Annotated in this window: 1 protein-coding gene; it reads left to right on the forward strand. The window is 34.6% G+C overall.

The window, feature by feature from the left end:
• The coding region (locus E3E36_RS12240) for a DUF1080 domain-containing protein (protein WP_167895622.1) at window positions 1–419 on the forward strand (419 nt) is incomplete at both ends.

Here is a 419-nt window from a genome sequence, read left to right on the forward strand (position 1 = left end):
TATGAAATTGACCCAAGCCCCAGAGCATGGACAGCGGGAATTTATGATGAAGCAAGAAGAGATTGGTTATATCCGATGGATTATAATCCTGTTGTCAAATCTTCTTTTAAACTGCATGAATGGAATAAAGTAAGAATAGAATGTATCGGTACTTCTATAAGAACTTTTTTAAACGGGCAACCGGCAGCAGATTTAGTAGATGATATGACGCCCAAAGGCTTTATTGCATTACAGGTGCATCAGATAAATAAAGCAGAAGAAGTTGGCAGAAAAATTTACTGGAGAAATATCCGCATACAAACAACAAATCTTAAACCTTCACCCATAGCAAATATTTTTACTGTAAACTTATTACCTAATAATATTTCACCACAGGAAAAACAACACGGTATTACTTTATTGTTTGATGGTAAAACAAC

It is taken from the genome of Thermococcus sp. M36, from assembly GCF_012027355.1.
Taxonomy (GTDB): domain Archaea; phylum Methanobacteriota_B; class Thermococci; order Thermococcales; family Thermococcaceae; genus Thermococcus.